Genomic DNA, 23,531 nt, shown 5'->3' with positions numbered 1-23,531 from the left:
GCTTTGTTGTTATGTTTTATTTCTTGATAGCGGCGATGATTAACATCATGGGACGTCGTAGTTCGTCACGCATACCCGGAATGGAATCCAGAAGAGTTTTATCCGGTTCCGGTTCCACGAGTCCGGTGATTTCAAAACCGTTTTGGATAAGTCCATTTACATAGGTAGTTAGTGTTTTGTGGAATTTGGTCACGTTTTCGCCCAAGAAAATGGCCTCTCGTTTTCCTTCCGAGAAATAGCGGTCCACCGGCCAGTGGAGTATGTTTCTTTGTTTGTCATAGAACCAGTCTTGACTACCGTAAGCTGTAAACACGGGATGCTCGACAGAGAAAACAAAGGCTCCCCCGGGAGTGAGGCATCGGTGTACCTTCTTGCAAATATCCGGAAATGATTCCAAATAATGAAAGGTAAGAGAGCTGATGACAATGTCATAACTCTCGGGTGTGTAATCAAAGTCTTCGATCGCCATACATTTGTATTCGATGCGAGGAGAGTTGTTTCGTTTGGTGGCCTCTTCCAACATTTTGTGTGAAAGATCAATTCCCAAGGCGTGGACTGCGCCATGTTCAATAGCATATTGACAATGCCACCCGAAACCACAGCCTAAATCCAGTACTCGTTTCCCTTGGAAGTCCGGGAGCATTTTTTGTAATACGTGCCATTCCCCGGCTCCTTTAAGGCCATCTACGGAACGGGACATTTGACTATATTGATGGAAGAATTTCTCGTCGTCGTATTTATTTTCTTTCATGATAAAGTATAATTTCTCTGCGAAAGAGATTGGTGTGTTTACATTTACCGGATAAAGTTTGTCATTATTTTGGTTTCAGTTTCCGGGGCTGCAAGTGTATCTTTTGTTTGCTCTCTCATTTTCAGTAGCCATGCCATGTTTTTCCCAAGTACTCGCATGATTTGGTTTCCTTCTGCATCTTGAATGGCCTCTCCGGCTTTCAACCCGTGGATGATGTTCCAGTAATTAGATGAGGGAATAAGCATTTCAGAATACGTGAGATAATGATACAGCCCGTCGAGTGTATGGGAACCTCCTGAACGACGAACAGCAACAATTGCTGTACCGACCTTGTGACGGAACCAGTTGCCATTAGCCCCGGAAACGTAGAATGCCCGGTCGAGAAAGCATTTCATGGTTCCGGCAATACCGGAAAAATGAACGGGTGAACCTAGGATAATGCCGTCAACGTCTTTGATCTTTTGTAGTAGTTCGTTGAATGAGTCGTTTGTGATTACGCATTTCTCGTTTTTGTTCCGGAAACACATATTGCATCCCATGCACCCGTGAATATTCTGGCTCCCGACTTGGAGTATTTCAAACTCTATGTTTTCTTTTTTTAATTCCTCACCAATGTTTTTTAAAGCATGGAAGGTGTTCCCCTGTGGATGGGGACTTCCGTTGATTGCTATTACTTTCATGTGTTTTTTGTTTTTGATTGTTGTTCTCTTTTACGAGTATTTTTGATAGATGTTCGGATTATTCCCTTTCACCTGCCGCGTATTCTCCGGGACAGATGTCCATGACTTCCCGGTCGGGTTGGATGAGGGATCGTTCGTATTGGCATTTCCATTGTATGCTGCGGTCAATGCCTTGTTCCGAGATCCCGTCGATGGTTTCCCCGTCCTTGATGGAAGCGTTCGTGTCGAAAATGTATGCCGCAGCGTTGTAGGCATGGTTAACCACGGCGTTGGGATCCAGATCGTGGAAATGGTACTGGATGTCGGGTAAACCGATAGCGTATAGCCCGAGCGTGTCCACCATCATGTCGTTCGTGTTTTGTATGTTGAAAAAACGAATGTTCATCCCAAAATGAAGGAATCGTGCTGGAGCGGCCCACGGGTTGTTTAAAACCTGTTCACGGGTTAGCAGTTTGCCGCTTGAGGGAGTCCACACGGCAACACAGTCCGGAAATAGTTCGAGGGTAGTTTCCAGCCATTCCGTTAACATGGCACAACGTTCTTTATAAGGGAGACCGGAAGCCATGAAGTCGGAAAGCATGATTTTATATTTGCAATTGGCGAGAATCTCGTCTTTTTCCGGGCAATCCCATAACTGACTGCGTTGCATCAAGTCGATATTGTTTCCATCGAAGTTTTCGAAGTCGGACATCAATACTTGTGCGGGCAGTCGTTGATTATCCTTGTATTCCACGATGTATTTCCAGATAGCAAAAGTTGAGAGAGAATCCTTCACGTTGGCTACTATATCTACCTTTTCGAATTTGGATAATAATGTTTTCTGAATATCCTTCCCGTCAGGGCGTGAACCTTTGTGGGTAAATAGCAGGTATATTTGGAATAGAGTTTGGAAATTTCCTTTCTCGTTCAGATTTTGGCGAAATACTTCCTGATCTTTTTGCTGATCGTCCATGTGTCGTGTTGTTTAAATGGTTAAAACTTTACTCGCAAACATACGGATTTTTTGTAGAAATACTTGCGCCTCATGTCTTGAAAATGTTAAGGGAATAGGGCTTTTGATGGTGAGTGGTGATCGCTTGACTGTTTCGGATGCAGAAGTACTTATTCGCCAAGTAGTTCTTCGTATATATTGTAAAGTCTTTCCCGGAGATATAGAACGGCATATCGTTTCCGGGAAATAAGGGTGTTGACTGGAATACCGGAACTTTCTGATATTTCTTTGAATGAAAAGTTCTGTAATTCATTCAACTCGAATACAATTCGTTGCTCGTCGGGAAGTTCTGCCAAGGCCTTGTCAAGTTCTTCCCAGACCAATGAGCGCATGTATTCTTTTTCCGGAGAATTGTCCGCATCAAAGAGACATTCGGATACTTCTTTCAGGATAAACGTTTCTCCCTCTTCTGTTCGGGCTTGCGGTATTTCTTTTTCCCGATGTTTTCTTTTCCGGTCAATGATAAGATTGCGGGTAACTGTGTAGAGCCAAGCCGAAATTTGTTGCACGGGAGGAGCCACCGGGTCCGTTTTAAGTAACTGGTAAAAGACATCTTGTAGGATGTCTTCCCGGTCTTCTTTGGCGGTAACCCGTTTGGCAATGAAACTTTTTAGTTGCCCCTGATATTTCTTGAAAACCTCTGATATGTTTATCTTACGGGGAGGCTGGTCTTGTTGCTTATCCATTGTCAAGGGTTATTCTTTTGGCTTTTCTTCTCCGAAAATGTCATCGTTGAATACTTGTTGGCGTTCTTCAAATCGTTGACGGATATAGTTCCGTCGTTCTTCCGGAGACATATTTTTGACTTTCCCCCATAAATGGTGTAAATGTTCGGGTTTTCCGGGAGGTCTCATGAATCCGTGACCATGGAAACCACCGAATAATAAGCGGGTGAGGACGAAAAGTCCAAGAGCTTGCCAGTAATTGATAGTTGTCCAACCGATGATGGAGGGAATCAAGTAATTCCATAAAAGCATGATGGCGGCAACAATGGCAGTCAGACCGATAAGCATGAATAGGGAGAATACTCCTCTGTTTTGTCTAAAATTTCTCATGACGTTTATTTTAGCATGTCGTGTAAATTTGATATATCTTCGTGAAATCTTGCAACAAATATACGGATATTGCAAGTAATACTAGAACTCCCAAAAGAAGAATGTAAGGAAGTAATATTTCGAAGTCTTTGAGCAGTGTTTCTTGATAGCGTTTCATGGCTTTGTTTGTTTTAAATTTATATTTATTGACTAGCCTTTCTATTATTGTAGACGAATGAGAAATAATAATATTTTAAAAACCTGTTTAAATTTTGCGTTGATAAGATAAAAATGTTGGGGCCAGTTGTTCAAGAGACAGGTTATTCCAAGGTTTAAGCTTACCACGTCATTAAATGACCATGAATAAGATTTATCTAACAACCTTGCAGGAAGAGGAATTTTTGAGTCTATATGTCTTTTTTTTAGATCAACTATCTTGATATAAGATAGTTATCTGCCAACAAGTGCTTCGCTACTCATCTAATACGCTGTTACTCTATTGTTTGGCTAGGTCTTCTCCGTGCTTTCTCCGTGCTTTCTCCGTGTCACTTGCGAGTGATCGCCGGAGGAAACACATTTAAACGCGGCATGAATCAAGACGAAGACATATAGGAACATTGAAGGAACATTGGCATGACCTAGAGGTAATCAAGCAACGACAAAAGTTTGTTCAACAAAATTTAAACAGGCTTTAAATGTTCTCGTTTTTTTTGAATAGGAATCTATAAAGTGCTATTTTTACGTACTAAAATTAGAAGAATATGAAATACGAGTTGAATGATAAGCCGGGGATGTTACCCATGTTGATGTACGGGTTGCAGTGGTGGATTGTCTCCCTTCCTTGTGTGGTGATCATGGGAATTATCGTGTCGCAACTTCATTACACGGATGTGATGGAGCAGACATTTTATTTGCAAAAATTGTTCGGGATCATGGGGATAGCGATGATTGTACAGGTGTTGTGGGGACATCGTTTGCCGCTGATTATCGGACCGGCATCGGTGTTGTTGATTGGGATTCTATCCACCGTGTCGTCGGGGATTCCGGCTGTTTACACGGGGATTATGGTGGGCGGTCTCGTGTTGACTGTGCTGGCATATAGCGGGTTATTGGGAAAGTTGCAATTCGTGTTTACGCCCCGTATCGTTACGGTGATCTTGATTTTGATTGCATTCACGCTGACACCGGTAATCTTGAAACTAGTGTTGGGAGACGCGGTACATGCTTTGTTTAATTTGTTTCTCACGCTGGTGATGGTGCTGGCTTTGGTAATCGGGAATAAATTGTTGCGGGGAATATGGAAGTCAACCACGGTGTTATGGGGAATTGTGGGGGGCGTGTTGGTGTATTACGGGGTGTTTGGTTTTCCGATGTTGCCTTCAACGGAAGCCGGGATAATACCGGAACAAGCGACTGTTTTTAATTTCCCATTGGACTTCGAGGCGGGGACGATTCTGGCCTTTTTATTTTGTTATATAGCTTTGATCGTGAACGAGCTTGGTTCAATACAAGCCGTTGGACATATGTTACAGGCTGATCGAATGGATCAGCGTACAACTCGGGGTGTCGGGATCGTGGGAGTGACGAACGTCCTGTCCGGTTTGTTCGGCGTGATTGGCCCGGTGGATTACTCCATGAGTCCGGGAGTGATTTCTGCCACGGGGTGCGCTTCTCGTTATACCTTGTTACCTGCCGGGGCTGGATTGATTTTGTGTGCCTTTTTTCCTTCTGTTGTGGGTATGTTGGTGACGATACCGGGTGTGGTGATGGGTGCGATTTTGCTCTATTTGATGGCGACGCAATTGGCCGCCGGCTTACAGATGTTGGTAAGGGAGAAGGCGATCACGGATTTTGATAGCGGGGTCGTTGTGGGGTTACCGTTGATGGTTGCCCTGTTGTTATCGTTTGCCCCGGAGGAGGTGTTGAATTTGATACCTTCTTTGTTCAAGCCGATCGTCGGGAATGGTTTCGTGATGGGGGTGATTACCGTGTTAATCATGGAACACTTGATTTTTAAGAAGAAATAACTTGTGACAGGAGTGTTTCGTATATAATGGAAAGATAGAAAATAGGATGAAATTAATTTATATATACCATAGTTGTTTTGCCTTGGTGGGAGAGAGTTTTACGGTAATCATTGATTATTATAAAGACTCGGCATCGCAACCATTGACGGGAGTTGTACACGATGAGTTGATCAAACGACCCGGAAAATTGTACGTGTTGTCCTCTCATTCTCATGCTGATCACTTTAACCCGGAGGTGTTGAAGTGGAAGAAGATGCATCCGGATATTCAATATGTTTTTTCAAAAGATATTCTTGAAAATGGGTTAGCTCGATTGAATGATGCTTGTTATTTATCAAAAGGTGAGACCTGGTCGGATGGGGTGTTGGAGGTAGAGGCCTTTGGATCAACGGATTTAGGTATTTCTTTCCTTTTACGGCTGGATGGGAAATTGATTTTTCATGCCGGGGATTTGAATAACTGGCATTGGAAGGAGGAATCGACAGAAGAGGAAGTTCGTGAGGCGGGAAACGCTTACTTGGCTGAATTGGAGATACTTGCCCGGAGAACAGACCGGATGGATCTTGTGATGTTTCCCGTTGATCCCCGGTTAGGACGGGAATATATGTTGGGAGCCAAGCAATTCGTGGATCGTTTTCGTGTGGGGATGTTTGTCCCGATGCATTTCGATGAGAAGTATGCCCATACCCATGCTTTTCGAGAATATGCGGAAAGTCGGGGCGTGCGTTTCGTGGAATTGACTTATAGGGGGGAAGAGTTTAAAATTTAGAATGGGTAAATTTCTTCAATCTAAAATTATAAATTAAAAATTAATATATGGAAGTAAAGGGTAGATTTGATCATTTCAATTTTAATGTACTTGATCTGGATAGGAGTATTCGCTTTTACGAGAAAGCGTTGGGATTAAAGGAAGTACGTCGGATGGAAGCTCCGGATGGTTCTTTTATTTTAGTGTATATGGGAGAAGAGAAGACGGGTTTTCTATTGGAATTAACTTGGTTGAGGGATCGCAAGGAACCCTATGATCTAGGGGAAGGGGAGTTTCATCTCTGTATGCGTGTCCCTGGGGACTATGATGCCGTCCGGGCCTATCACAAACAGATGGATTGTGTGTGCTACGAGAACACGGATATGGGACTTTATTTTATCAATGATCCGGATGGTTATTGGATAGAGATTTTGCCGGAACAAAAATGATGAGAGCAAAAAGAGTTGTAATTGTAGTTTATTAGATGAAAATAAACTATTTTTGAGAATGGAAGTGTATTTTGGTGGTTAAAAATTTATTTAGGGAGAGTATTTGGTAGTTACATGGGTAGAAATTAGGAAATCTTTATGAAAGAATGTGACATATACGAGCATGATATTCATGTATTGATAAGTGATTTGAAAAGTGGTCAAGAATCAGCGTTTGACTATTTATTTGTAACTCGTTACAAGGAATTATGTCGGTTTGCCCGGGCGTTTGTTGGTTCGTACGAAGCCGCAGAGGATATTGTGCAAGATGTTTTTATAAAGATTTGGGAGAATAATTTGAGGATTAGTAATGGTGTCTCGCTGGATAGTTATTTGTATGTTGCGGTTAGAAATGGTTGTGTCAGTTATATTCGTCGTGTAAAACCGAGTGAGGGATTGGAGGTTATTGCAGAACGAGAGGTGGAAGAAACGTTGTTAGAGGATTGGAAGTTTGTTTGGGATGCTGTGGAGGAGTTGCCCGAACGTTGTCGTCTTGTTTTGAAGTTGGTTGTTTTGGAAGATATGAAATATGCTGAGGTAGCAGAGAGATTGGATATATCGATTAACACCGTGAAAGGTCAAATGAAAATAGCTTATCGAGAGTTAAGGAAGAAATTTTCAACGGGGCAACTTGTGTTACTGTATGGTCTGTTTCGTTTGAATCGCTATTAGATTAGAATATTGGTACTTATATACAACTTTGTAGCGAAATCTGAATTCCTAAATATAAGAATACGTATGTTACCACGTGAAGAAAGGATAGACACTTAAGGTAATTACCAGATAATCATAGGGCAAAAGCCTACTAATTTCGTATCAAAGACGTTCTCGAACGTCTTTGATACGTCTTTGTAACGAAGTTGATACGTCATTGATCCCTGTCTTCTGCCTGAATTCACCCTGTATTGTCCTAAAAAAGCTACTGTAAATCAGGGCAAACCTATGTCAGCATTGCTAAAATTTATTTTTTTTGAAAATTCTTTCATTTTTCTTTTACCCTTTTTTTCTTTTTGTGCGTCCTCTTGTTGAGTAATAGATAAGCTGATATTTGTATGGATGAGAGAATAGAAGAATTATTGATAAAACGTGTGGATGGAGAGCTTTCGTTTGAGGAAGAGCGAGAGATTCAATTATGGATTGAAGAGTCGGTGGAACATGAACGTGTGTACCGGGAATTTGAAACTGTACGTAAGCATTTGGATGTGATGAGAGTGGAATTTCATCCAGATGTTCAAGAATGTTTACAAATCATCAAAAAACGAGGAAAGAAACGGGTGCGTCTTATTGCAACTTGGATGCGTTATGTGGCTTTATGGATATTGGGGGCAAGTGTGGGGGGATATTTGTTTTGGTGGAATTTGGAAGATGAGGAGAAAATGTATCGTTTTTTTGCGGAGGGGGCTGTTCCTAGAAATGAACGTGCTTATTTGGTTACAGCTGGCGGAGAGAAAATAGTAATAGATGAAGGAATGAGAGATACCGTATTGTTAGGAAGTGAAGAAAAGATCGTACGCATCGATTCTGATAAAGTGTTACGTTATGAAGGGTACAAAATTGATGAGGTAAAAGAGAATAAAATGTATGAGTTGGTCATTCCTCGAGGGGGGGAGTATCGTGTTGTTCTGGAGGATGGTACGATTGTCTGGTTAAATTCAGCCTCGTCGTTGAAAATTCCAGAGCGCTTTATAGGAGAGGAACGGCAAGTGTATTTAACGGGAGAAGCGTATTTTAAGGTGAAACGAGATTCATTACGGTCGTTTTGTGTGGTAACGGAACGAGCGAAAGTGCAAGTTTTAGGGACTGAATTTAACGTGTCTGCATACGGGGATGATCGAGATGTGGTAACTACATTGGTAAATGGAATGGTACGGGTGGAATTGCAGAAGGGGGAGTTCGTGGAGTTGAAACCGGGAGAGCAAGCTCGGACAGCGGGAGAAGATATTGAGGTTCGTAAGGTGGATGTGGCATTCGAAACCTCTTGGATAACAGGGAAATATAGTTTCGATAATGTTCGGTTGGAGGAGCTTGTGCGTCAGGTATCTCGTTGGTATGACGTGAATATATCTTTCGAAGAGGAGGCGTTAAAGGAAGTCCGTTTTTCGGGTGCGGTGTTGAAATTCCGTCCTTTGGAGGATTTGATTGAAATGATCGAGGCCACGAGTTTCGTGCAGTTTCGAGTAAAGGATAATAGTATAATTATTTCAAAAAGATAAAAGTCGAAAGTGTGGCTAGACACTTTCGACTTGAATAAGTCAATTGCTTTGATTCCCAATAGTGTAACGGAACCAAGGCTATGTATAACTTTAATTACAAATATATGAAAAAAAATCGAGAGCCTAATCCGTTATTGCGGTTAGGACGAAAAAAAATCATTGTAATGATGCGGTTGGTAATATCCTTCTGTTTGTTGGGGCTCGTGCATATTCCCGAAATAGCGTGTGCGCAAGTGAAACGGGTGTCTTTAGAGGTAAAAGATATGTCGATAAATCAAGCGTTACGGGCGTTAGGAAAGGAATTTGGCAAAGATTTCTTTTATAGTAATGTGCAAGTGGATATGAATGAGAAGGTGAGTGTGAATTTGAAAAACGTGACTATTGAAGATGCGTTGAAACAGATATTTAATGGTAAACAGGTTCGCTATGAGGAAAAGGAGAATTTCGTGTTGATCTTGGAAGTGTGGGAAGAGAAAAAGGGGCAATTGGTAAAAGAGGTTAATGGTTTCGTGTATGACGAAAATGCGCAGCCCTTGCCTGGGGTGACGGTTTTAATTAAAGGTACGAGCGTGGGATTTTCTAGCGATGTCAACGGGAAGTTTAAATATGCTTTGGCAATGAAACTACCCGTGACGTTGGTATTTACATCAATCGGTTACGAGAAGCAGGAAGTGGTAGTTGAGGATAGTACGAAGGTTGTGAACGTGAGGATGAAACCGGATGTGACGGAAGTTGAGGAAGTCGTTGTTACAGGATATGCAACCATTCGTAAATCTAGTTTTACGGGAGCTTACACGGAAGTAAAGCGGGAAGAATTATTGAAGGTTTCTCAAGGTAATGTGATTGCAGCTTTGCAGGTTTTTGATCCTTCGTTACGTATCATGGAGAATAACGAGATGGGATCTGATCCGAATACATTACCAGAGTTTTACGTGCGGGGGCGTTCTGGGATTAGTGGAGTCTCCGAGTTAGAGGTGTTGCAATCTGAAACGTCGGAATATGCGTTAACAGCTAACCCGAATTTACCTGTTTTTATTTTAGACGGGTATGAAGTGTCTGCGGAGAAGATTTATGATATGGACCCGAATCTGATTGAGAATATAACGATATTGAAAGATGCGGCGGCAACAGCGATTTACGGTTCTCGTGCAGCTAACGGAGTGATTGTTATCGAATCGGTGGCCCCGACCGTGGGAAAATTGAACGTGACGTATAATTTGACAGGGTCTATAACGCAGCCGGATTTGACATCTTATAGCTTGATGGATGCCCGGGAAAAGTTAGAGGCAGAAGTTGCAGCAGGTTTGTTGGATGCGGATGATCCTTTGGGATTGGGGACTACTTATGCTTCCCGGTTGGCAGATTGGAGAATGAAGAATAATTATGTAACTCGCGGGGTAGACACTTATTGGCTTTCTAAGCCTTTACGGACGGGAGTTAATCATAATCATAGTTTGAATATAAACGGGGGGATGGAGGCGATTCGTTTTGCGTTGAATTTACGTTATGGAATGGATAACGGGGTGATGAAGAAGTCTTTACGTGAACGTTTTAGTGTTGGGTTGAAGTTAGATTACCGGATGAAATCGTGGCAAGTGACAAATGATGTCTCTTTTGCTCGTACGGTTTCTGAGAATTCTCCTTACGGTTCTTTTGGAGATTATGTAAAAATGCAACCTTATTTTGCCCCATATGATTTGGAAACCGGGGAGTTAGTAAATCGTTTACCCAAAGTTTACGGGCAGAATTCCGGATCGGTGAATCCGCTTTACGAGGCGTTGATGGTGAATAACGAGAGTGGAAGTAGCTATAATCAATTCACGAATAATCTAGGGTTTAATATTACTTTTTTAGAGAATTTCTTGTTGAAAGGTACGTTGAGTATAAACTATAAGGATACGAAAACACGGAACTTTAAAGATCCAGCTTCCGCGACTTTTGATGGTAAGGATGTTTTGGAACGAGGTACGTTGAGCGAGTCGCGATCGGAAAATTTTAGTTGGGATATGAGTCTTTTGTTGAGTTATAATCGGGTGTTCAAAGATCATAATGTTAATTTGAGCGTGGGGATGAACGTGCAGGATTCTAAAAGTGAGTATGAGTCAACAAAATATATAGGATTCCCTTCTTCTGATTTGAATAAACCTCAGTATGCTAATAAATTATCTAGTAATATACCCACTTTTTCTGATAACCACACGAGGTTATTCGGGGTGTTTATGATGGGGAATTATTCGTATAAGAATATTTATTTGGTAGATGTTTCCGTTCGAACGGATGGATCGTCCGAGTTCGGTAGTGACCGGCGTTTTGCAACTTTTTATTCTGCCGGATTGGGAGTTAACATGCATAATTATAGATTTTTAGTGGATAACCGTGTTTTTTCTCAGTTACGAATTCGAGGGACATGGGGAGAGACTGGTAAGGTGAATTATCCTCCTTTTGCCGCTCGTCACACGTATACGGTGCAGGCGGGAGCTTGGCATACGACCGGGATGGGAGCTACATTGACTTATATGGGGAATGAGAATTTGTCGTGGGAGAAAACGTCAACGTTGAATTTAGGGTTGGATTTGACTCTTTTTAAACGTTATACACTTAATTTGTCGTGGTATGATAAGGTTACAAATGATTTGATCACGGATGTAGCTATTGTGCCGTCTTCGGGTTTTACGAGTTATAAAGATAATATGGGTAAAGTGAGAAACCGGGGTGTTGAGGTTAACCTAAACGTGAATGCGATTCAAAAGCAGGATTGGGGATTGAACGTGTTTTTCCGTGCATCTCATAACAAAAATCGAATAATGGAGATTTCTGATGCGTTGAAAGAATATAATCAGAAGGTGGATGATTATTATTCGAAGTATCCTAATTATAATAAACCGTTGTTGAAATACACGGAAGGGGCTTCATTGACGTCAATCTATGCTGTTCGGTCGTTGGGAATATCTCCGGCGAACGGGCAAGAAGTATTTCTTGATGCAAATGGAAATGTTACCTATGATTGGAATACGACGAATCAGGTTGTAGTGGGTAATACGGAGCCTAAGTTGCAGGGATCTTTTGGATTCAATTTCCGTTGGAAGAGGTGGACATTGTTTACGGCAGCTTTGTTCGAGACAGGAGGTGATTTGTATAATTCAACTTTGGTGGATAACGTGGAGTGTGCCGATATATGGGGTAGTAACGTGGACAAAAGAGTGTACACGCAACGCTGGCTGGAGCCGGGGGATGTTGCCCCGTTGAAATCGATCAAGGATCGTTACCAGGTGACCCGTCCAACTTCCCGTTTTGTTCAAAGAAATCGTTTGGTGAATTGTAACTCTCTTTCTTTAGGATACGAGTTCGATCCTCATTTGGTTAGTCGAATTGGTTTTAGCCGGATGAAACTTCAGTTGAATATGAACGAGATTGCTTACACGTCCTCGGTAAAACGAGAAAGAGGGTTGTCTTACCCGTTTGCGAGAACATTTAATTTTACCTTGAATGCAACTTTTTAAAGGAATTTAGTTATGAAAAGAACATGGAATAAAATATGTGCAGGGATCATAGCTTGCGTCACGTGTTGGTCTTGTAATGATTGGTTGGACGTAGATTCCAGTACAACCGTGACACAGGAACAATTATACGGGAGCTATGAGGGGTTTCGGACAGCGATAAACGGGTTGTATTATTTGATTAGTCAGCAGGATTTGTACGGGCGTGATTTGACCTGGGGGGCAGCCAGCGTGTTGGGGCAAAATTATGACAATGATAATGTTAATTCTCGTTACTGGGACCTGGCAAGTTATACCTACGGTACTTCGAATGCGAATAAAATAACGGATCCGATATGGAAACGGGCGTTTAACGTGATTGCAAATTGTAATAATTTGATACAGCAGGTAGAAACGAAGGATACAACGTTTTTCCCTTACGGGAAAGTGGAACGGGATTTAGTGTTGGGGGAAGCTTTGGGGATGCGTGCGTTGATGCATTTTGAGATCATGAGGTTGTATGCTCCGGCACCCGTGCAGGATGACGGCAAGAGGTATATTCCTTACGTGACGAGTTATCCTCTTCATTTTCCAGAGAAAGAGACTGTTGATTACGTGATGGGAAGGATTATCGAGGATTTGGAATCAGCAAAGACGTGTTTGGCATATCATGATACGTTGTATAATGTGACAGCTGTTAAAAGTGTGGAAGCCAGGATTAAAGCGAATATGTCGACGGTAAGAGGCGGGTTGTTTTTTAACGGGCGTGCTACGCGAATGAATTATTTTGCCGCTTCGGCCTTGCTAGCCCGGGCATATTTATGGAAAGGGGATAAGGTGAACGCTTTGCGGTGTGCAAGTGATGTTTATGCTTACGGGCCGGATGGTTTGTCTGGAAAGAATTGGTTCTATTTCACGAAAGTGACTAATATGGGGGAAGCTAGTACTAAAAATGATGTGTATCGTAAGATGTATGAGGATATCTTGTTCACTGCGGTAAATCAAACCGAGTATGAGTTATTCGAGGCAGACCGGGGACCGGGTAGTTTTTATTATTTGAAAAACACGGATTTGTTGTTTGGAGAAGATAAGGATGATTGTAGGTTGAAAGTGTTGATTGGTAGTGATTATACTTCCTTGAGATGGCAAAGTCCGGATGCGTTAACTGATAAGGCTAAAGAGATAATTGCGTATCAAGGGCCTTTGGCTCCGGTGATTCGCTTGAGCGAGGTGTATCATATTATGTGTGAATGTTTGGCTGATACGGATTTGCCTCGTGCGGTATCGATTCTTCAAACTTTAAGAATGGCTCGTGAAGCGAAAATTCCTTTGAACGTGACGAGTAAAGACGAGTTCTTGGAAATCTTGTATAATGATATAATCCGGGAGACATTGTCGGAAGGTGGTAGTTTTTATATGCATAAGCGCCTAGGACGGGATATGTATAATGGGGAGGAAGATCCGATTGATATGACTGGTCATTGGGTTGTTCCCGTACCGGAGAGTGAAACTGATATTTAATGATAGAGTGTAGAGTTATGAATAAGATATATGTTATTTTCCTTGTTTTGGTGTTTTTCTCTTGTAGTGAAGAGAAGATTATGAGGTATAATGCACCGGAGAATTATATTCGCTTTACGAGTACCTACCAAGATTCGGTAAGAGTGTCGTTTGTTAATTACCCGACAGCAAGTTCGTTCGAGGTAAAGTTGCCGGTAGAGATTGTGGGAAACGTGCTCGCTTCGGCTTTGGATTACGAGGTGGTTGTGGATAAAGATATGAGTACCGGTATTGAGGGTACTCACTTTTCACTGGAACGAGTGACTTTCGGGGCCGGTGTTTTTTCTGACACTTTACGGATGAAATTAAATCGTACGGCAGATATGAAAAAGGATGAGTTCCGGATTGTTTTGCGTTTAAAAGATAATGGGAATTTCACGGTTATTCCTTCGGATAATGATTATGCCATCGTGCGAGTTAGTGATAAAATATCTCAACCGGATTGGTGGGATCGGGGTATCATAAATGATTATTTGGGTACGTATAGTGATGATAAATATACGTTATTTATTATCGTTACGAATCAAACGGACTTAAGTGAAAAGTCACCAGCCGAGAAACGTGCTTACGCTTTGCAGTTTAAGTATTGGTTGGAAGATCAGGAAAAAGCTGGTGTGACAGAATATAATGGGATTAAATTGGCGGACATAACAGAGGTTCCGGTGAGAGGTTAATATTTAATTGGAAAAAGTTATGAATAAAATTAGTTATATCAGTCTTGTGGCCGGAGTATTGATGCTGAATGGTTGTTACGAGGATAAAGGGCATTATGATTATACCCCCACGAATGGGATTACTTTTGAAGTGAATCCGCAAAATAAGACGTATTATTTGGGAGAGCGTTATTTTTATTCTCCAAAGGTGATATACGAGCAAGAGGGAGATTCCGTGAATTACAGTTATTGGTGGGAGATAATGAATAAAAAAGAAGGCATTGCCGCTGTTGACACGGCCTGTGTCGGTTTCGATCTGGATTTTTATCCTAATGCGGAGAAGAGTGTAGGGGTGAGAATGTGTGCTATGGATTTGCGCACGAAGGTTGTGCATTCTTCCGATGAGGTGACGTTGACAGGACAGGCGGCTTTGAGTCAAGGCTGGTTGATTTTGAGTGAGAAAAGTGGAGAGTCTGCCTTGTCGTATATTCGGCCGGAAATGACGGATGATAAAAAGCGTTTCTATACGGAGTACTCGGATTTGTATAAAACACTTTACCCGAATGAGAGTTTGGGGAGTGGACCGAAACGATTGAGACAGATCATACATAATAATAGTACGGTTGTGGTCGTGATTCAAGAGAGTGGGGCATTGTATTTGAATGGGTCTTCTTATATCAAAGAAATGACTGTTGCCCAGGATTTCGTGGGGGATGTACCTGTCGGATTGAATGTGAAGGATTTCTTTTGGGGAAACGGGGTGGATTTTTTGTTGGATGAGAATGGAAATCTATATTCTAGGGATTATTTTGATGATGGTAGAAAGGTCGATTTATTCACGACTCCTTTCACGGGTGTACGTATGCAGTTGGAAGGAGAGCGTTTGAATATTCGGGATATCATTTTTACCGGAAAACCCACGGCAGCTTTTTTTAATGCTTTTAATGATGCTGAAAATCGTCGGTTGTTGTGGTTTGGGAGCGGGTATAATACTTCTGCTATCAAGAAGTTTTATCCAATTCGTATGCTTGACGTGGACACGTTGATAAATTTGAATGACTACGGGGACTGGGATTTGTTGTATATGCGTTCCGGACAAGAAGCATCGTGGAGTGATATACCCACTTTTGCCCTTTTCAGGAAAGGAGATGTCGTGAAAGCTTTGAATATGCGAGTGGCTTATTTTGTTCCCACGGTAAACCCGCCTTTTTCTGCAATAGCTATGTCTAGCTGTGACCAATCGAATTTTGACGGGACGAAATATTTGAGTGAAGATTCTAAGTTTTATCGGTTAAGGCAACGTGCGTACTTTTTCTTTTCGAGTGGTAATACGATTTATTGGTATGATTTGTCAACCAAGAAAGCTTACAAGTTTGATGAGGTTGAAGGGGGAGATGTGATTGTGGATATCGAGACCAACTCGTCGGAAACAGAGTTAGGTGTTGTGACGGCTAATGGAATTTTCGCAACGTTTACGATAAAGAATGAACATCTTTTTGACCCCAAGCATTTGATTTATCAAAAAGATGGTTTCGGGCGAATTGTTGATCTTGAATTTAAATGGTCGAATTGGAATAAATATAATATGCCGAAAACCGATGAGTAAAAAGAGTTTGTCGGGGGAAACAAGTTTGATATTATAATCATGTAAATTTAATGTGTAATGTTTGGTAGAATGATTCAGTGATTGTAAAGGGGACTTTGCGATGCGAGTGAAATTTGAAATCACTGAATCTATTAAATCGAGAATTGATAAAGATCTATAAAAGACCTTTAGTGGAATGTATTGTGTAAATCTTATAACAAAAATGTATGGAACAATCTATTGTGAAGGTGGAGCATCTTTTTCACCGCTATTCGGTTCATTGGGCCGTTAAGGATATAAGTTTGGAAATAAATAAACATGGTATTTACGGGTTATTGGGGTCGAATGGAGCGGGAAAGTCGACCACGATGAATATTATGTGTGGGGTTTTGAAACAGACCGAGGGTGATGTGTTTATCCGAGGCATTGATACTCGTAAACATCCGGTGGAGGCTAAACGTCTAATCGGTTTTTTACCGCAAAAGGCCCCGTTGCATGTAGATCTTACGGTGGAGGAGTATTTGAAACATTGTGCTAATATGCGGGATATTCCGGGTAGACAGGTGGGAGAGGCGATAGATCGGGTCTTGGAACAATGTAATATAACACATTTCCGTAATCGGTTGATTCGTAATCTTTCCGGTGGTTATCAACAACGGGTCGGGATTGCTCAAGCTATTATTCACAACCCTGATTTTGTTGTGTTGGATGAGCCGACAAACGGGTTGGATCCGAATCAAATTGCTGAAGTTCGGAATTTAATTAAAAAGATAGCCGAGGAGCGTACGGTGATTCTTTCAACACATATATTGCCGGAGGTGCAGGCGGTGTGTGATCATATTTTTATGATTGAAAACGGACAATTAATTTTCTCGGGAACGGTTCGGGATTTTGATAATTATATTATTCCGAATACGATATTCGTTTCTTTACGAGAAAATCCGGGGGAGGCTGAATTGAAGGAGTTAGAGGGTGTGCTTGACGTGAATTATTTAGGTGGAATCCATTATCGGTTGAAATATAATGACGCTATGGATGTGATAGACCGGGTGGTGGAAGCCAGTGTGCGTAAGGGGTGGCATTTAACAGAGATTCGTCAGGAAAAGAGTTCTTTGGATTCAATATTTGCAGAGTTGTCTAAAAAAAGTAAATAGTAAGTGATATGAAAAAAATATATAAATTAGCATTGACGGAATTGCAAACGTTGTTTTATTCCCCGGTAGCCTGGTTAATTCTGGTTATTTTCTTGTTTCAAGTTGGAATGACTTATTGTTCTATTCTTGAGCCGAAAGTGATGGGGCAGGAGTTAGGGCGTGTGCAAGGGAATTTGACGATGTCTATATTTTCAGGACTGAGAGGGTTATTCGAGTCAATTCAACGAAATTTGTATTTTTACGTTCCTTTGCTAACGATGGGGTTGATGAGTCGGGAATTTGGTAGTGGTTCTATAAAACTTCTGTATTCTTCCCCGATCACGAATACTCAAATTGTTTTGGGTAAGTTTCTTGCCATGATGGTGTATGGGTTATGTATGATGGGGGGAGTTTTTATTGTGGTATTGTATAGTGCATGTATCGTTCAGAATTTTGATATGCCGGTTGTTCTGGTGGGTATGTTGGGCGTCTATTTGTTATTTTGTACTTATGCGTCTATTGGTTTGTTTATGTCTTGTTTAACTTCCTATCAGGTCGTTGCGGCAATTGGAACGATTGCGATGTTTGCCGTGTTGGGATATGTTGGGAATTCTTGGCAGCATGTTGAATTTGTACGGGATTTGACTTATTGGTTGGCTATTAACGGACGTGCTAATCAATTTGCTAATGGGATGATCTGTTCTGAGGATATCGCATATTTTGTTTTGGTTTCGGCCCTTTTTATCTCGTTGTCTGTCTTGCGTTTGAATGCTGTTCGGCAGAAAAGTACTTTAGCGATAAATTTGGGAAAATATATTGGGATTTGTGTGTTGGCTGTTATGCTCGGATATTTTACGACGTTGCCCGTGTTGAAATGGTATCATGATGCTACCCGAATGAAAGTAAATACATTAACTCAGAATAGTCAGGAAATCGTGAAAATGGCAGAAGGAGGAATGACAATTACTACGTTTTCGAATTTGATAGCCCCGTCGCGTAATGCGTATGCCTCGCCTGAAAATATAAATCGGGATAAAGAGCGTTTGTCTAAGTTCATTCGTTTTAAGCCTGAGATTAAATTGAAGTATGTTTATTATTATGATACGACCACGAATGTGGTGTTGGATCGTCATTTTCCGAATCATACTTTACGGGAGAAAATGGCAGAGGTAGCTGAAGTTTGGAAATTGGATACCGCAAAGGTACGCCCTTATGAAGAGGTGGTTGTACAATACCCGGAATTGGCTGGGGAGGCCAAGAATTTTGTACGTTTGATCGAGCGGGAAAGTGGAGAAAAGACTTTTTTAAGGATATACGATGATATGATCGTGCATCCAGATGAAAAAGAGATAGCTGCGGCGATCAAGCGGATCGTGATGAAACTACCCAAAGTGGGTTTTGTAACGGGACATGGGGAGCGTGATATTCACAAAGGAGGAGATCGTGATTATTTGCGTTTTTCTTACGATAAACCGGCTAGATATGCTTTGATTAATCAAGGTTTTGACGTGTGCGAAGTTCGTTTGGAACAGGATATCCCGGAAGAAATAAGTATTTTAGTTATAGCGGATGTCAAGACTGCTTATTCTCCAGAAGAATATGCCGTGTTAAGTCGATATATAGATCGTGGGGGGAATTTGTTGGTAGCAGGAGAGCCCCGGAGAGTTGAGGAGATGAATCCGATCGTGGAACCATTGGGTGTTCGTTTTCTGCCGGGCGTGTTGGTACGTCCGACAGAGGATTATCCGGCAGATTTGATATTAGGTAAAGCTACTCCGGCAACTGTTACGGATATCGCTTATGCTTTTACTTCTATGGTACGTTATGGAACGGTAGCTACAATGCCCTCTTGTTGTCCGATGGAATATGCTGAGGATAAAGGGTTTCGGGTGATACCAATGTTAATGAGCGATTCTATAGGAGTTTGGAATGAGTTGGAAACAACAGATTTTTTGGATGATACAGTGCGATTGAATACTGCTATCGGGGAAATAGAAAAGTCGTGGCCGCTAGCTTTAGCTTTACAACGTCAGGTGGGTGATAAAGTACAAAAAATAGTGGTGTTGGGAGATGCTGACTGTTTGAGTAACGGGGAGGGAAGTCGAAATCGTCGAGAGGTTGCTGCCACGAATTATTTACTTGTGTCCGGTTCCTTTTACTGGTTGTCGGATGGTGAGGTACCTGTTGATACTCGTCGGGATCCGGCTCCAGATAGAAAGATTGAGCTAGGAAAGGCGGGGATGCGTGTGACTACTTGGTTATTCTGGTGGGTGTTGCCGGGATTGTTGTTGATAACTGGAGTTATCGTGTGGGTAAGGAGACGAGGACGATAAATTTTTGGCAATTACCTGATAAACAGATTGTATTGCTCGGAAAGTTGGACATTTTTAATTCGAAACGAGGCGGTTTTTATCGTTGCGTTTCGAATTAGATTTAAGTATAGGTAAAATTATTTTTATGTATTGTACCTCTTTTTTGCTTGTTTGTTGTCTTATATAGAGAGGGAGGATAAGGAATTTGTGTGTCGAATAAATGAAATCAATGTGTAAATGAATGAGTGATGAAATGAATCTATGTGTATTTTTGTTGTGTTTCGGGGCAATGTTGCCAAACAAAGAAGGGAGGAAAGAAACAGTAGATTATGTGAATCCTTTGATGGGGACGCAATCCACGTATGAGTTCTCTACAGGGAATACTTACCCGGCTATTGCTCGTCCGTGGGGTATGAATTTTTGGATGCCTCAGACGGAAAAAATGGGTGATGGGTGGGCTTACGTGTATACGGCAAACAAAATACGGGGATTTAAGCAAACACACCAACCTAGTCCGTGGATTAACGATTACGGGCAGTTTGCTTTGATGCCAGTTGTGGGAGCGCCGGAATTTGATCAGGATAAACGGGCGAGTTGGTTCTCGCACAAGGGAGAAGTTGCCAAGCCTTATTATTACAAGGTTTATTTGGCCGAACATGATGTTGTTACTGAATTTACTACAACTGATCGAGCGGCTCTTTTCCGGTTTACTTTCCCAGAGAGCGAGCATTCGTATGTTGTTGTTGATGCGTTTGACCGGGGTTCATTTATCAAGATTGTGGGTAACAATCGAATCGAGGGATATACGACTCGGAATAGCGGAGGGGTTCCGGGGAATTTCAAAAATTATTTCGTGATAGAGTTTGATAAGCCTTTTGAGTATCAATATACTTTTGCCGACGGGAAGTTGAGTGATGAGTTATACCAACAGGCGAATCATGCGGGAAGTGTGATCGGATTCCGCACGGAAAAAGGAGAAAAGGTACACGCTCGGGTGGCTTCTTCGTTTATCAGCTTGGAACAGGCGGAAAGAAATTTGAAAGAGTTGGAAAATGATGATTTCGATGTGTTAGTGGAAAAAGGTCGGACGGAATGGAATAAAGTGCTAGGGGCAATTCAAGTGGAGGGCGGTTCGCTGGATCAATATCGGGTATTTTATTCTTGTTTGTATCGTTCGGTGCTTTTCCCGCGTAAGTTTTACGAGTTTGATGCAGCGGGAAATATCGTGCATTATAGTCCGTATAATGGCAACGTGTTACCGGGATATATGTATACAGACACGGGGTTTTGGGATACCTTCCGTTGCTTGTTTCCTTTGTTGAATCTAGTTTATCCTTCCCGTAACAAGGAGATTCAGGAGGGGCTGATTAACACGTACAAGGAAAGCGGTTTTTTCCCAGAATGGGCGAGTCCGGGACACCGGGGGTGTATGGTCGGAAATAATTCGGCTTCCGTTTTGGCAGATGCTTACTTGAAGGGGATTCGAGTTGCCGATGTCAAGGCGCTGTATGAGGGGGTAGTACACGGGACTGAACACGTACATCCTAAAGTTTCCTCCACGGGACGTTTGGGACACGAATATTATAACAAATTGGGCTACGTTCCTTATAACGTGGGAATAAAGGAAAGTGCGGCTCGTACGTTGGAGTATGCTTATGATGATTGGTGTATTTATCGGTTGGCGAAAGCTTTGGGACGTCCGGAGGTTGAAGTCAATAAATATGCAAAACGGGCAATGAATTATAAATACTTGTTTGATCCGGAGACGAAGTTAATGCGGGGAAAGAATCAAAATGGGAGTTTTATGACCCCGTTTTCTCCTTTGAAGTGGGGGGATGCTTTTACGGAAGGAAATAGTTGGCACTATACATGGTCGGTGTTTCATGATCCGCAGGGGATAATTGATTTGATGGGGGGAAAGGAGGTTTTTGTTCGAATGTTGGATTCTGTTTTTACTATTCCTCCTTTGTTCGATGCGAGTTATTACGGGGGAGTGATTCATGAAATTAGGGAAATGACTGTGATGAATATGGGAAATTACGCTCACGGGAATCAGCCGATACAGCATATGATTTATTTGTATAATTATGCCGGACAGCCTTGGAAAGCGCAGTATTGGTTGCGGGAGGTGATGAACCGGATGTATACTCCCGGACCGGACGGGTATTGCGGTGACGAGGATAACGGGCAGACATCGGCATGGTACGTGTTCTCTGCAATGGGGTTCTATCCCGTGTGTCCGGGAACGGACCAATACGTGTTGGGGGCACCGCTTTTCCCCAAAGTAACGATTAAATTTGAGAACGGTAAAAAAATACAGATTGTTGCCTCGGGTAATGATGATAGGCACCGTTATATCGCATGGATGAAATGGAATAAGAAAGTATACACGAAGAATTATATTACTCATGCAGATTTGTTGAATGGCGGTCGAATTGAATTCCAAATGAGCGAGCGGCCGAATAAACTTCGGGGTATTGGAGATGAGGATGTGCCTTATTCATTTTCATTGAAAAGAGAGTAGAAGAGTGTCATGTTATATTTAGAGGCTTCGATGGTAAAATGGAAGCCTCTTTTCTTATCTTTGCTCTAAATTAAAAAGGAATATATGGAAAAAGCAAATTTAACTCTTTACACGGTAATCGGGGATTTCAGTCGTGTTGCCGAATCTATGCGTGTGCGTTTTCAGGACGTGACGAAGATGTTTACTCCCGAAGATGATCGCTGGATGATCTTGTTGCAGGATGATACGATGATCCGTTGCTCTATGATGGAGTCGGGAAGTCAAGCTGATCAAGTAGCTGAACACACGGAAGGTATGGCAAATTATTTTGCACGGGTAGACACTCCCTTGACTGCCATTAAAGAGGAGGTGATTCGTCAGATACAGTGTTTTAATTGTATCGTGGGGATCGAGTTCGAACTGGATGATAACCAAGATCGGACGAGTTACATCATTAACACGTTTTATGACGTGGCGGGAGATGTGAATGGCTTTTTGCTTTATCCGAGTATGAGTCTTTTTGATAGCAAAGGAAAGTTGCTTTTTTCCGTCAAGGGCGAGAGTGAATACGAGACTTTCCGGCCGGTGGCGAATTCTGACTTGTTAGAGGTGGGACGTCCGGAGGCGGGAGACGTGGATCAAGCCCGTCGGGAACGTTCTTTCGTACGTTTGAAAGAGGCGGGAGTGCCTTATATGGAACATTTACCTTGCGAGGTATTGGATTGTGAGGCGATGATAAGAAAGCCGGAAGAAATAGCTCGTCGTGCAGAAACCTTGTTTGCCGTGGCCTTGTATTCAGAGGTGATGTTATCGGAAAACCCGGATCGGGAAGAGGCTTTAGGGTTTGTGGCCCGGGTTGACGAGGGGTATCATATCATGGATGAATTTACTCCGTTAGAAAGGGCTTATCTGGAAAATCCTTCTCCTGAACAATACGATTGTATCCAGTTTTTGTGGCGTTACGAGTGCTGTGCCGTGTTATTGTGGGCGTTGGGAATTGTCGAGTTGCCTTATCCTTCGACTATTTGTGATGTTCCATATATCGCTCGCTTATTTTTTGATCACAAGGAGAACGGGACGGTGTTGGGGTTGGGTGAAATTCGGGATCGGCAGGAGATTTTGGATGAGGCTGATCTGACGTTACGTTATGATTGGGCTTGCGTGGATGCCCGTGTAAAAGGCGAGGAGACCCCGGCGTCCTTGGATGGTGGGGTTGTGATGGAACGGCATTATGCTTTTAATTGGTTGATTGGGGCAAATGATGGGGCAGAATGGGATGAGATTCAGCCGACAACATGAATTAATATGTGAAAATATATTTGAATTATTATCTATTTAAAAGGAACTTTGGCGATACCTCAAGAGTGTCGCCAAAGT

General features: G+C 42.1%; 18 protein-coding genes. 13 read left to right on the top strand and 5 right to left on the bottom strand.

Annotated elements, in window-relative coordinates; translation table 11 throughout:
* Positions 1–16: 16 nt before the first annotated feature.
* From F1644_RS05710 to F1644_RS05690, 5 genes are all read right to left on the bottom strand, one after another.
* On the bottom strand, positions 17–751 hold the full coding sequence (locus F1644_RS05710) for a class I SAM-dependent methyltransferase (protein ID WP_118304757.1): 735 nt from the start codon (positions 749–751) through the stop codon (positions 17–19).
* Between the two features lie 44 nt (positions 752–795).
* Positions 796–1,431 (bottom strand): flavodoxin family protein, encoded by a 636-nt coding sequence (locus F1644_RS05705; protein WP_118304756.1) that lies wholly within the window; start codon positions 1,429–1,431, stop codon positions 796–798.
* Between the two features lie 58 nt (positions 1,432–1,489).
* A complete protein-coding gene (locus F1644_RS05700) occupies positions 1,490–2,383 on the bottom strand; it encodes a DUF4261 domain-containing protein (RefSeq protein ID WP_118304755.1) in 894 nt (297 codons plus the stop codon).
* Between the two features lie 149 nt (positions 2,384–2,532).
* Complete coding sequence (locus F1644_RS05695; RefSeq protein ID WP_118261155.1) at positions 2,533–3,108, bottom strand: RNA polymerase sigma factor; 576 nt, start codon at positions 3,106–3,108, stop codon at positions 2,533–2,535.
* A gap of 9 nt (positions 3,109–3,117) precedes the next feature.
* Positions 3,118–3,477 carry a hypothetical protein gene (locus F1644_RS05690; protein ID WP_189021501.1) on the bottom strand — a complete coding sequence of 120 codons (360 nt, stop codon included), beginning with the start codon at positions 3,475–3,477 and terminating at the stop codon, positions 3,118–3,120.
* 740 nt (positions 3,478–4,217) lie between these two features.
* Here F1644_RS05690 and F1644_RS05685 point away from each other — a divergent pair.
* The 13 genes from F1644_RS05685 (at position 4,218) to F1644_RS05625 (ending at position 23,453) form a co-directional block, all read left to right on the top strand.
* On the top strand, positions 4,218–5,483 hold the full coding sequence (locus tag F1644_RS05685) for a uracil-xanthine permease family protein (protein ID WP_118304754.1): 1,266 nt from the start codon (positions 4,218–4,220) through the stop codon (positions 5,481–5,483).
* Positions 5,484–5,529: 46 nt separating this feature from the next.
* A complete protein-coding gene (locus F1644_RS05680) occupies positions 5,530–6,252 on the top strand; it encodes an MBL fold metallo-hydrolase (RefSeq protein ID WP_118304753.1) in 723 nt (240 codons plus the stop codon).
* A 47-nt stretch (positions 6,253–6,299) separates the two neighbouring features.
* Positions 6,300–6,680, top strand: a complete 381-nt coding sequence (locus F1644_RS05675) for a VOC family protein (RefSeq protein ID WP_118304752.1) — start codon at positions 6,300–6,302, stop codon at positions 6,678–6,680.
* Positions 6,681–6,818: 138 nt separating this feature from the next.
* Positions 6,819–7,391, top strand: a complete 573-nt coding sequence (locus tag F1644_RS05670; protein WP_118304751.1) for an RNA polymerase sigma-70 factor — start codon at positions 6,819–6,821, stop codon at positions 7,389–7,391.
* 380 nt (positions 7,392–7,771) lie between these two features.
* Positions 7,772–8,932 carry a FecR domain-containing protein gene (locus F1644_RS05665; RefSeq protein WP_118304750.1) on the top strand — a complete coding sequence of 387 codons (1,161 nt, stop codon included), beginning with the start codon at positions 7,772–7,774 and terminating at the stop codon, positions 8,930–8,932.
* Positions 8,933–9,036: 104 nt separating this feature from the next.
* Positions 9,037–12,432 carry a SusC/RagA family TonB-linked outer membrane protein gene (locus tag F1644_RS05660; RefSeq protein WP_229782435.1) on the top strand — a complete coding sequence of 1,132 codons (3,396 nt, stop codon included), beginning with the start codon at positions 9,037–9,039 and terminating at the stop codon, positions 12,430–12,432.
* 12 nt (positions 12,433–12,444) lie between these two features.
* Positions 12,445–13,929 (top strand): RagB/SusD family nutrient uptake outer membrane protein, encoded by a 1,485-nt coding sequence (locus F1644_RS05655; protein ID WP_087421248.1) that lies wholly within the window; start codon positions 12,445–12,447, stop codon positions 13,927–13,929.
* A gap of 17 nt (positions 13,930–13,946) precedes the next feature.
* The gene (locus F1644_RS05650; protein WP_158571901.1) at positions 13,947–14,642 is read left to right on the top strand and encodes a DUF4843 domain-containing protein; all 696 of its coding nucleotides are present in this window, start codon (positions 13,947–13,949) and stop codon (positions 14,640–14,642) included.
* A gap of 19 nt (positions 14,643–14,661) precedes the next feature.
* Positions 14,662–16,227 (top strand): PKD-like family lipoprotein, encoded by a 1,566-nt coding sequence (locus F1644_RS05645; RefSeq protein ID WP_168044359.1) that lies wholly within the window; start codon positions 14,662–14,664, stop codon positions 16,225–16,227.
* A gap of 206 nt (positions 16,228–16,433) precedes the next feature.
* Positions 16,434–17,360, top strand: coding sequence for an ABC transporter ATP-binding protein (locus tag F1644_RS05640; protein WP_118304746.1), 927 nt, complete (start codon positions 16,434–16,436; stop codon positions 17,358–17,360).
* Between the two features lie 8 nt (positions 17,361–17,368).
* The gene (locus F1644_RS05635) at positions 17,369–19,672 is read left to right on the top strand and encodes a Gldg family protein (protein ID WP_118304745.1); all 2,304 of its coding nucleotides are present in this window, start codon (positions 17,369–17,371) and stop codon (positions 19,670–19,672) included.
* Between the two features lie 268 nt (positions 19,673–19,940).
* Positions 19,941–22,175: a GH92 family glycosyl hydrolase gene (locus F1644_RS05630; RefSeq protein ID WP_229782440.1), complete on the top strand. Its 2,235-nt coding sequence runs from the start codon at positions 19,941–19,943 to the stop codon at positions 22,173–22,175.
* A gap of 84 nt (positions 22,176–22,259) precedes the next feature.
* Positions 22,260–23,453 carry a DUF4272 domain-containing protein gene (locus tag F1644_RS05625; protein WP_118304744.1) on the top strand — a complete coding sequence of 398 codons (1,194 nt, stop codon included), beginning with the start codon at positions 22,260–22,262 and terminating at the stop codon, positions 23,451–23,453.
* Positions 23,454–23,531 lie beyond the last annotated feature (78 nt).

The organism is Butyricimonas paravirosa (assembly GCF_032878955.1).
In the GTDB taxonomy this organism is placed as follows: domain Bacteria; phylum Bacteroidota; class Bacteroidia; order Bacteroidales; family Marinifilaceae; genus Butyricimonas; species Butyricimonas paravirosa.
This window is presented reverse-complemented; position numbering and strand designations above follow the sequence as displayed.